Below are 11,218 nucleotides of genomic sequence, written 5' to 3' on the forward strand. Positions count from 1 at the left end.
CCCGATGCCTCAGCCGCCCCCGGAGGGCACGAAGGTGGCAACCGCCGTGTCGAAGTACCGCTTGGCCTCCGCGATCCGGCCGACCGGCGCCGACACCCACACGTCGTACATCCGGCCGCCCTGCTCCCAGCACAGGTCGTACGTGTGCCTCGCGCCCTCCGCCGTGCTGAAGCCGTTCCACGTGAACCGCCAGAGCGCGGCGGGCCGGCCGGCGTGAGTCGTGTCGGTGACCGAACCGTCGCGGTAGCCCGGATTGTTGGCGGGCCCCTTCGCGTCGGAGCGGCGCTGCACGGCGCCGGGCCCGCCCGGGTCGGGGGCCGCCTCCTTGATGCCGATCCTGAACGTGTCGCCCGGCGACATGTAGAAGATCCGGGGTCCGTCGGGCTTCCTGCTGAAGTCGTCCGGCACGGCCAGGGAGAAGCCCTCCGGGTCGACGGCCGTGCGGTAACCGGCGGGGGACGCGGGCCTCGTGCCGGTCTGCTGCTCCGTGACGGTGACCGTCGGACGGGGCTCCGGCGCCGAGTCCGAGGGGGACGCCGTGTCGCCCGTGGGGCCCGGCGCGGACGCCGTGGGGCGGTGGGTGCCGCCGCCGTCGCCCCCGTTCACGAGCAGCGCGGCCGCGGAGACGCCCGCCCCGGCCATCGCGGCGACGAGCGCGGCGGCCGCGAGGACTACGCGAGCGGAACGCTTCTGCGGGGGCGCGGCAGCGGGCGCCGTGAGGCTGTTCCTGGCGGTGGGCGTGTAGCCGCCCATGGACCGCGGCGTCGTACCCGTGGCGACGTACGCGCGAAGGAGCCGGTCGGCCTCGTCCAGGCCGAGCCTGCGCTCCGGATCGCGCTCGAGGAGGCCCCGTACGACGGGCAGCAGCGGCTCGGCCTCGGCGGGCGGGTGGATCTCGCCGACGACCACGGCGTGCATGATCCCGCCCAGCGAGTCGCGCCGGAACGGCGACTCGCCCGTCACGGCCGCGCACAGCATCGCGCCCAGCGACCACAAATCCGACTCGGGACCGGTCCGCTCCCCCGCCATGCGCTCGGGCGCCGTGTACTCGGGCGAGCCGACGAAGGAACCCGTCTCGGTCAGCGTCGTCGCGCCGCTGACCTGCGCGATCCCGAAGTCCGTGAGCACGACGCGCTCGCTGCCCGCCTCGACGAGCACGTTCGCCGGCTTCAGATCGCGGTGCAGCACCCCCGCCGCGTGCGCGACCCGCAGCGCGCCGAGGAGCGCGATCCCGATCCGGGCCGCCTCCCGCGCGTCGACGGGCCCGGTCCGCGAGAGGCGGTCGGCGAGCGAGCCGCCCTCGATCAACTCCATGACGATGTACGGGCGTTCGCCGTGTTCCACGACGTCGTGGACGACGATGACGTTCGGGTGGCTCAGCTGGGCGACCGCGCGGGCCTCGCGCAGGGTGCGGTCCTTCTGCCGGCGGGCCTCGTCGGCGGAGAGCGTCTCGTCGAGTACGAGTTCCTTGACTGCGACGCGCCGCCCGAGCAGCTGGTCGGAGGCGCGCCACACGACGCCCATTCCGCCGCGGCCGATGCGCGCCTCCAGCCGGTAACGCCCGGCGATCACACGGACGTTGTCCTCCCCCTCGGTCCCCATGCGTTCCATCATGCCGCACGGAACGGGCGCCGGAGGGGCGTGCTCCGGGCCGTCAAGGGATCAACGAAACCGCAGGGCCGGCGCCCGCGGGCCACGGGCGCCTACGGCTCCCAGCCCCGCAGGATCGCGTCGAACTGCTGCCGCCCCTCGTCCCAGTCGGCCTCCGGCACGGACAGATAGATGGCGTACTCGGTGCCGTCGTTCTCGACGTACGTCTGCTCGATCGCGTGCCGCGGGCCCGACGTCGTGTCCTTGTTACCCGCGGTCCAGGTGAACTCCCACAGGGATCCCGGCCGGTCGCGGTAGGTGTTGGGCTGCAGATTGACCTGCTGGTAGTCGGGCAGCCCGGGCGGCTTCGTGACCTGCCGCTCCAGGTCCAGCTGGTGGTGGTACGAGTCGGGCCAGTCGGGGGACTCGTCGACCGCTATCCGTACGAAGTGCGCGCCGCCGTCCGGTGTGTAGTCGACCTGGGTGCCGTCCGCCTGCCGCTTCCAGTCCTTCGGCAGCATGAGGCTGTAGCCCTCGACGTCGTCGACGCGGACCCAGTCGTCCGGAATGCTCCCGGACTTGTGCTTGCCGCTGCCTGAACCCGCCGATGTGCTCGGGGCCCCGTCCTTGCCGGAGTTCGCGTCCGACGAGGTCCGGTCGTTCAGATAGTGGTTCGCGGCGAACACGCCACCGCCGCCGACGAGAGCCGCCGCCAGGGCCACGGCGACGACCCGCGGCCACTTGCGGCGCCCGGCCGTAGGGGCCGTCGGTATGACTGGGTGGTGCACACCTATCGCCGTCGACCGGTCCGTGGGCGTCGGCGGCGCCGCGGCGTGCACCTGCGTGGGTACGTAGGCCTGCGCCGCGTTGGAACGGCGTCCCTCGGCGGCCTCGGCGAGCATCGTCTCGGCCTCGTCGGCGGACGGGCGCGCGGCCGGATCCTTGCGCAGCAGCGCCTGGATGACGGGCGCGAGGGCGTCCGCGTACGTGAGTTCGCCCGGCTCGTCCTCGACGACGGCCTGCATCGTGCTGATCGGCGACGTACGCCGGAACGGGGACTTCCCCTCGACGGCCGTGAACAGCGTGGCGCCCAGCGCCCACAGGTCGGACGCGGGCCCGGGCGCCGAGCCGCTGACCCGCTCGGGCGCCAGATAGTCGACCGAGCCGACGATCTCGCCGGTCCGCGTGATCGTCGAATCGCCCTCGACCTGCGCGATCCCGAAGTCCGTGAGCAGTACCCGTCCGTCGCGGGCGAGCAGGACGTTGCCCGGCTTGACGTCGCGGTGCAGCACCCCGGCCGCGTGCGCGGCGCGCAGCGCCCGCAGTGTCCACAGGCCGATGCGGGCGGCCTCGCGCGGCTGGATGCGGCCCGCCTCCTTCACGGCGTCCGCGAGCGAGGGGCCCTCGACGAGCTCCATCACGATCCACGGCCGGTCGTCGTGCTCCAGCACGTCATGGACGGTGACGACCGCCGGGTGGTTGATGCGCGCGGCGGCCCGCGCCTCCGTCTGCGTCCGCGCGAGCAGCACGGCGCGGTCGGCCTCCTGCACGTACTGGGCCGCCGTCAGTTCCTTGACGGCCACGGCCCGGTGCAGCACCTCGTCGTGCGCCCGCCACACCCGGCCCATGCCGCCTCGCCCGATCGAGTCACCGAGTCGATAGCGGCCCGCGAGGAGCAGGCCTTGCATCTGATTCACGTTCCCCCGCAGGCGCATTGGTCGTGCCAGGGCCGCTCATGGCCTTGACAGAGCCACATTAGGGAGCGGCCCAGGCACAGGGAACCGCCGGGGGTGCACGGAGACCGCACTGTGACGCTTGTCGCCTGCCGGGACGGGGGCCGACAGGTCATCAACTAGGTGCATTCAGTACGCCGGTACGACGTCTGGCGTTGCACCAGCCCGTACTCCGATACATCAGCCCGTGCTCTGATACGTCGCCGACGCCTGCTGGTACAGGCGCGTCACCTCGTCGCGTTCGGCTTCGGGGCCCCGCAGTTGCACCACGTGGTACCGGCCGCCCACGATCATCGCGAGGTTGCGTACGTACGTCTCACGGCCCGCCGAGTTCTGCCACGTGAACTGCCCCTCGGCCATGGCCCGACCGCCCACGTCGATCCGGCGCATCCCGGAGGACGTCGCCCACGTCGAGTCGCGGAACGGCTGCAACTCGCGTTCCTTCTCCCGCTGGTACGTCATCGGGTCGCTGCCGTACGCGGACGTGCTGTCGCGGCCCGGTACGACGACGAGCTCGAAGTCGCCGTGCGTGTAGAGGACCTGGCCCTGTCCGTTCCTGCCCTGCCGGTTCCAGCCCTTGGCGACGGCGACGCGGAACCCTTCGGGGTCCTTGCGCAGGGTGAAGCCCTGCGCGACCTCGGGCTCGGACGAGTCGGTCTGCGGATCGGTGGCGGAGGGGGGCGACGAGCCGTTGCCGCCGTTCTTGCCCGCGGATTCGCCCGCCGACGGCGCCGGCGTGGACCTGCCGCCCTCGGGCGCGGGCCGGCCCCCGCCGGTGGCGCCCGCATGATCCTTGGCACCGTCACCCGGCGTGCCGCCGCTCGGCTCGGCCTTCGGCATGAAGACCACGGCATACGCGACCGCGGCGGCCAGGCCGAGCAGTACGAGAACGAGCAGGGTGCGGCCGAGCGAACGGGGCTTCCTGGGGCCGCGCTCTGACTGGGGGCGACGCTCTCGCTCCGACTGGGGGCGACGCTCCGGCCTCGTGCGCCGCTCCGCCTGCTGCGGCTGCGCCTTGGCCCGCTTGTGCCTCGCATGCCCGGGCCCGGCCCCGGCCCCAGCCTGGGCGGAGGAGCGCCAGCGGCGCCTGCGCACGAGCTCGCCCCGGCGCCGTACGATCGGCAGCCGCGTGGCGTCGAACGGGGGTGCGGCCACGACGTTCGCGCCCGCCTCAGGCTCCGGCGCGGACCGCACCAGCGACCTGAGCCACCCCCGCAGCTCCTCGAAGTCGAGCCGCTCCGTGGGGTCCTGACGCAGCAGCGACTCGACGACGGGCCGCAGCGGCCCGCACTCCTCGGCGAACGCGGGCGGCTCGGCGCACACCATCTGCACCAGCTCGCCGGTGTTCTCCTCCGGGTACGGGGCATGCCCCTGGACCGCCCGGAAGAGGAGGGCGCCGAGGGCCCACAGGTCGGTGGCCGGGCCGATCGGGGCGGCCAGCTGCCAGTTCTCGTGGACGGGCCCCGCCTGCTCGGGCGCCCAGCGCTCGGTGACGGGCCCGACGACGGTCATCCGCGCCTGCCGCGCACGGTCGGCGGCGAGGGCGGTGGCCGGCCCGCGACGGGCCGTCGCCGCCGTCTGCTGCGCGGGAATGAGCTGGTCCCAACGCGTGCTCTCCGGGGCGGAGCCGGGCGCCACAAGAGCGGTGGGCTCGGCCTGCTCCATGCCGGGCCGCGGGATCGCCCCGTGCCAGGGGCGCTCGGCGGAACCGCGTACGCCGTAGGGGTCGTCGATCCGGCCGGACTGCGCGTCGCCACTGTGCGTCCCGGCGCCGGACTCACCCCCGGACTCCCCGGACTCCCCGCCCGGCCCGCGCTGCGGCGGCCCCGGCGTCCCGTCCGAGTCCGCACCCCCGCGCGCGGCGGCCCGTGCACCGGCCCGGTACGCGGCTATCGCCCCCGCGCGCGCGGCCCGCGGGTCACTCCCGGCCTCAAGGGCGGCGGGCCGGGACGGCGCGGGGGCAAAGGGAACAGGAGGGGTGTAGGGGGACGCGGGAGCCGAAGACTGCGGGTCCTGCGGTTCCGAGGGTGCCGCGGGCGGCGCCGGCGTCGGGTCATAGCCGCACAACGCCTCCTCCGCCGCGCCGGCCGCGAGTCCGGTCAGCACGATCCGGCCGTCGTCGCACACGAGAACCGTGCGGGCGGTGATGTTCCGGTGGACCCAGCCGTGGGCGTGCAGCGCGCGCAGGGCGGTGAGGACGTCGGACGCGACCTCGGCCGCCCGGTACGGGGACAGCGGCTCCTCGGCGAGCAGCGCGGCGAGCGGCCGCGCGGAGACGACCTCACTGACGATCCACAGCGAGCCGCCCTCGGCGAACACGTCGAAGACCTGGTCGAGCCGTGGGTGGTCGGGTATCTGGGCGGCGGCCTGCGCGGCCTCGATGGCGCGGCGCACCGCGGGATCCGTCGGCCTGCGCGTGGTCCGCGCCGCGTCCCCCCGCTCGCGCCGGCCACGCGATTCACGCGGCACGAACCCGTCCGGGAGCCCCTCGGCGTCGAGCACCTCGGCCTCGACGACCTCGGGTAACGGCACCTGTCTGACCAGGACCTCCTGGCCGCTGTAGGTGTCGAACGCCCGCGTCGATGCGAACTCGTACGCGTCGGCGGGCGACAGCGGCAGGCGGTAGCGGTCGGCGAGCACTCGCCCCGCGTAGTCCTCCACGACGCGTCCCCCTGTCCGCCCGGTGGTCAATTACGTTCGTTCTGCGCCCTGTTGTGCGCAGTGATACGTACCGATGCGGCTGCGCACGGTCCGCAAGCACTCACGATACGTGCCGGACCGCTGTCAGGCTCAGGACTTCGGCTTGAACGTCTTGGTGAACGTCTCCCAGGCAGCCTTGCGCTGCGCACCGTCCCAGTCAGCGGCCTTGGCCGTGTACATCAGGCCGTAGCCGAGACCGCTGTTGACCACGAAACCGCGGTCCACGGAGCGGTACTTGGTTCCCCCGTCGACGTAAGTGAACTCCCAGTCCGCCGTGTTCCAGTCGCGGAAGTCGACGGCCGCTATGCGTATCCGGTCGTACTGGGCGCGGCGCATGTACTGCTCCTGGTTGCGCCAGTCCTGGACCGGGTTCGACTTGGGCGTCGTCGTCCAGCCGACGAGCAGCTTCTGCCCGTCGGGACCCGTGAAGCGGGCCCCCGCCGCGCTCGTCGAGACGTACTTCCAGCCCTTCGGGAGCCCGATGGAGAAGCCCTGGTCGTGCTTGTACGTCGAGGCGGCGCCGCTGCCGCCGGGAACCCCGCTGCCGCCGCTGGTGCTGTCGGGCGACGCTCCCTGGCCGGCGTCGCCGTCCTTGTCGCCGCCTTTGTCGGTGTCCGAGCCGGAGCCCTTGCCCTTGTCGGAGCCCTTGCCGCCGTCCTGCGCCGCGTCGTTGCCGCTGCCGGAGCCGCTGCCCTTGTCCTTGCTACCGCTACCGCCGCTGCCTCCGGTCGCTCCCGCGGAGGCGGCCTTGTCGCCGCCCTTGGCGGAACTGCCGTCGTCGCCACCGCTGAACGCGATGCCGATGACGGTGCCGATCACGGCGAGCGCGACGAGCACCGCCACGATCACGAGGGTGCGCCGCGGGACCACGTCCGTGAGCGAGGCCCTGGTCGCGGGCGTACGCGGCGGCCCGGCGGGCTGCGCCGGGATACCCGAACCGCCCTGCCCGACCGCGGGATGCGCGGAGGCTTCCGCCGTAGCGCCGGACGCATCTCCGCCGCCCTTACCTGCCGCGCCGGCCGCCGTCGCGGCGGTGGCCGCAGCAGCGGCCTTCCGCACCGTCCGCAGCGCACCGCGCAGCTTCTCGGCGGCCTCTTCGCCCCTCTTGCCCGCGCCATCGCCCACGGCGACACCGGAACCGGATCCGGATCCGGCCTCCGCAGAACCAGAAGCGGCGGCAGCGCTGGCGCCCGCAGCAGCCCCCGCCCCCGAACTCCCCTTGCCGAAGCGCACCTTGGGCGCCTTCGACGCCTTCGGCGCCCTGGGCGTCTGCTCGGGAATGGGCGGCAGCGGCACGACCTTGGTCGCGTCGACCGGCTCGGGCTCCTCGTCCTTGGGCTCGGGAGCGTGCAGGACGTCGTTGAGGAGCGCCCGCGCCCCGGCGTCGTCGAGCCGCTGCTCCGGGTCCTTGGCGAGCAGCCCGTAGATGACCTTCTCCAGCGGCCCGGCGTTCTTGGGCGGGTCGACCGGCTCGGTCATGACGGCAGTCAGGGTCGCGATGGCGGACCCCTTGTCGTACGGAGGAACGCCCTCCACCGACGCGTACAGCAGTCCGCCGAGCGACCAAAGGTCGGCTGCGGGACCGGGCTTGTGCCCGCGTGCCCGCTCCGGCGAGATGTACGAGGGCGCGCCGACGAGCATGCCGGTGGACGTGATCGAGGGGTCTCCCTCGACCTGGGCGATGCCGAAGTCCGTGAGGACGACGCGCCCGTCCTCGGCGATCAGCACGTTCGACGGCTTCACGTCGCGGTGCAGGATGCCCTCGCGGTGCGCGGCGCGCAGCACGTCGAGGATCGCGAGCCCGACCTCGGCGGCACGCCGCGGTTCCAGCAGACCGTCCTCGCGGATCTGCTCCGCGAGGGACTTGCCCTCGACGAGTTCCATCACGATCCACGGCCGGTCGTCCTCGTCGACCACGTCGTAGACCGTCACCGCGCTGTTGTTCCGGATCCGCGCGATCGCCTTCGCCTCACGCAACGTACGCGTGATCAGACGCCGCTTCTCCTCGTCGTCGATGCTCGACGGGAACCGCAGCTCCTTGACGGCGACCGTCCGGCCGAGCGTCTCGTCCTTCGCCCGCCACACGGTGCCCATGCCGCCGCGGCCGAGGACTTCTCCCAGCCGGTAGCGCCCGGCGAGGAGACGTGCACTCTTGTCCTGACGAGCTGTGCCCGCCTGCTCCGCCTCCGACATGCGTCCCCTCTGCAACCCGCCCTGACAGAGCCTTCATTGTCCCTTACCCGGAGACCACTCCACGCCCAGGGTCGGCCGTCCCTCATGATGGACCACACACAGGGAAGGACCGTCATGCCCGTACTTCGGACACTGCTGGCGATACCCCTGGCAGCAGCCCTGTTCTGTATGTTTCCGGGCAGTTCCACGACACTCGCGGCCCCGGCCACGGACGCCACTCTTCCGCTGCTGGTCACGGAGGGCAAGGCCCCCGCCGCGGCGCTGCTCGCCCGCGAGGGCAGCACGACGCGCTTCGTACGCACCGGCCCCACGATCCGCCGCACCGACCACTTCCGGGCCGGGAGCATCACGAAGTCGTTCATCGCAACGGTCGTGCTGCAACTCGCCGCCGAACACCGCCTGCGCCTCTCGGACACGGTTGACGATCACCTCCCGGGTCTCCTACGTGACCACGCCGTCTCCCTCCACTCGCTTCTCACCCACACCAGTGGCCTGCCCGACTTCACGGCGCGCACGCACGGCAAGATCCCGATATCCCCCGGCACCGCCGTACGCCTGGCCGAGGCCGACCCGCCGAAGCCCCGCGGCCACTGGTCGTACTCGAACACGAACTACGTCCTGCTCGGCATGGTCATCGGCCAGGTCACGGGCCACTCGTACGCGACCGAGGCCCGCCGCCGCATCATCGAACCGCTCCACCTCACCGGCACGTCGTTCCCCGGCACCCACACCGACCTGCCCACCCCGCACGGCCGCGCGTACGACGCGACGGGCCGCGACGTGACCACCCTGAACCCACGCGTGGCCGGCGCCGCAGGCGAACTGATCTCCACCCTCACGGACCTGAACCGCTTCTACACGGCCCTCCTGAAGGGCCGCCTCCTCCCGCCACGCCAACTCAGCACGATGCTCAACACCCGCACCACGCAAGGCCGCTACGGCATGGGCATCTACCCGACGAAACTCCCCTGCGGACCGACGGTCTGGGGCCACAACGGCCGAATCGAAGGCAGCTACGTCCGCACAGCGGCAACGAGAACGGCGTCGAGAGTAATCACGTTCCGCACCAACACAGCCACGGTGACGAACACCCCCCAACTGGAACGCCGCCTATTGACGGCAGAGTTCTGCGAACCCAACACCTAAAGACGATCCCGCCGTTCCAGCCCGTCCGGCGCTTGAGGACGAGCCCAACCCCCTACCCAGCCCGTCCGGCGCTTGAGGACGAGCCCGAAGCGCGAGGGGGGGGCCTGGGGGCACAGCCCTCAGCGCAACCCCGGCCCACCCCATCACAGCGGCACAATATCCGGCGCCCCCAATCGCGCCGCATCGGCCGAGAGGTCATCAGGTTGACGCTGAGACTCCCGCTCAGCCTGCACCCGCTTCTCGTAATGCTGCACCTCGCGCTCGATCTGGTCCTTGTCCCAGCCGAGCACCGGAGCCATCAGCTCCGCCACTTCACGCGCACACCGCGTCCCCCGGTCGAACGTCTCGATCGAGATCCGCGTGCGCCGCGTCAGCACATCGTCGAGATGCCGCGCCCCCTCGTGCGAGGCGGCGTACACGACCTCGGCCCGCAGATAGTCGTCGGCGCCGGTGAGGGGCGCGCCGAGCCCGGGGTCGGCAGCCACCAGGTCGAGCAACTCCTCCGCCAACGACCCGTACCGGTTGAGCAGATGCTCCACCCGCACCACATGGAGCCCGGTCCGCGCGGCGATCCTCGCCCGCGCGTTCCACAGCGCGTGGTAGCCCTCGGCGCCGACCAGCGGAATGTCCTCGGTGACGCAGTCGGCAACGCGCTGGTCGAGCCCGTGCACCGCCTCGTCGACGGCGTCCTTGGCCATGACCCGGTACGTCGTGTACTTGCCGCCCGCCACGACGACGAGCCCCGGCACGGGGTGCGCCACCGTGTGCTCGCGCGAGAGCTTGCTCGTGGCGTCGGACTCACCGGCGAGCAGGGGCCGCAGGCCCGCGTAGACCCCCTGGACGTCGTCGCGCGTGAGGGGCACCGCGAGCACCGAGTTCACATGCTCGAGCAGATAGTCGATGTCGGCGCTGGAGGCCGCGGGGTGCGCCTTGTCGAGGTCCCATTCCGTGTCCGTGGTGCCCACGATCCAGTGGCGCCCCCACGGGATCACGAACAGGACGCTCTTCTCAGTACGCAGGATGAGCCCGGTCGTCGAGTTGATCCGGTCCTTGGGCACGACGAGGTGAATGCCCTTGGACGCGCGTACGTGGAACTGGCCCCGCTCGCCCACCATCGCCTGCGTGTCGTCCGTCCACACGCCCGTCGCGTTCACGATCTGGCGGGCGCGGATCTCGTACTCCCCACCGCCCTCCACGTCCTCGACGCGGGCGCCGACGACGCGCTCGCCCTCGCGCAGAAACCCCGTCACACGCGCCCTGTTGGCGACCTTCGCCCCGTACATCGCGGCTGTCCGCACCAGCGTCGCCACGTACCGCGCGTCGTCCATCTGCGCGTCGTAGTACTGCAACGCACCCACGAGCGCGTCCTTCTTGAGCGCGGGCGCGACCCGCAGTGCTTGACGCCGGCTCAGATGGCGGTGCATGGGCAGGCCGCGCCCGTGCCCGCGCGCCATCGACATCGCGTCGTACATGGCGACGCCCGAGCCCGCGTACAGCCGCTCCCAGCCCTTGTGCTGCAGGGGATACAGGAACGGGACCGGCTTCACGAGGTGCGGGGCGAGGCGCTCAAGGAGCAGCCCGCGCTCCTTCAGCGCCTCGCGCACGAGCGCGAAGTCGAGCATCTCGAGATACCGGAGCCCGCCGTGGATCAGCTTGCTCGACCGGCTCGATGTGCCGGAGGCCCAGTCCCGCGCCTCGACCAGGCCGGTGGACAGTCCACGGGTCGCGGCGTCGAGCGCGGTTCCCGCGCCGACCACCCCCGCGCCCACGACCAGGATGTCCAGCTCCCGCTCGGCCATTCCCGCGAGCGCCTCGGCACGCTCCGCCGGTCCCAGTGTCGCTGTCCTCACTGCTAC

Annotated in this window: 6 protein-coding genes; 1 reads left to right on the top strand and 5 read right to left on the bottom strand. The window is 72.4% G+C overall.

Features of this window, described 5'->3' with window-relative positions; translation table 11 throughout:
- Nucleotides 1-9: 9 nt before the first annotated feature.
- From OG698_RS20655 to OG698_RS20670, 4 genes are all read right to left on the bottom strand, one after another.
- The gene (locus OG698_RS20655) at nucleotides 10-1,602 is read right to left on the bottom strand and encodes a protein kinase domain-containing protein (protein WP_406104606.1); all 1,593 of its coding nucleotides are present in this window, start codon (nucleotides 1,600-1,602) and stop codon (nucleotides 10-12) included.
- A gap of 101 nt (nucleotides 1,603-1,703) precedes the next feature.
- Nucleotides 1,704-3,278 (bottom strand): serine/threonine-protein kinase, encoded by a 1,575-nt coding sequence (locus tag OG698_RS20660; RefSeq protein WP_406111188.1) that lies wholly within the window; start codon nucleotides 3,276-3,278, stop codon nucleotides 1,704-1,706.
- Nucleotides 3,279-3,503: 225 nt separating this feature from the next.
- Nucleotides 3,504-5,984 (bottom strand): protein kinase, encoded by a 2,481-nt coding sequence (locus OG698_RS20665; protein ID WP_406104608.1) that lies wholly within the window; start codon nucleotides 5,982-5,984, stop codon nucleotides 3,504-3,506.
- A 129-nt stretch (nucleotides 5,985-6,113) separates the two neighbouring features.
- Nucleotides 6,114-8,216 (bottom strand): serine/threonine-protein kinase, encoded by a 2,103-nt coding sequence (locus OG698_RS20670; RefSeq protein WP_406104609.1) that lies wholly within the window; start codon nucleotides 8,214-8,216, stop codon nucleotides 6,114-6,116.
- Nucleotides 8,217-8,330: 114 nt separating this feature from the next.
- On the opposite strand from OG698_RS20670, the gene OG698_RS20675 reads away from it, so the two are divergent.
- A complete protein-coding gene (locus OG698_RS20675; protein WP_406104611.1) occupies nucleotides 8,331-9,362 on the top strand; it encodes a serine hydrolase domain-containing protein in 1,032 nt (343 codons plus the stop codon).
- A 143-nt stretch (nucleotides 9,363-9,505) separates the two neighbouring features.
- On the opposite strand, the gene OG698_RS20680 is transcribed toward OG698_RS20675, so the two are convergent.
- The gene (locus tag OG698_RS20680; protein ID WP_406104612.1) at nucleotides 9,506-11,212 is read right to left on the bottom strand and encodes a glycerol-3-phosphate dehydrogenase/oxidase; all 1,707 of its coding nucleotides are present in this window, start codon (nucleotides 11,210-11,212) and stop codon (nucleotides 9,506-9,508) included.
- Nucleotides 11,213-11,218: the final 6 nt, after the last annotated feature.

Source organism: Streptomyces sp. NBC_01003, assembly GCF_045162695.1.
GTDB lineage: Bacteria > Actinomycetota > Actinomycetes > Streptomycetales > Streptomycetaceae > Streptomyces.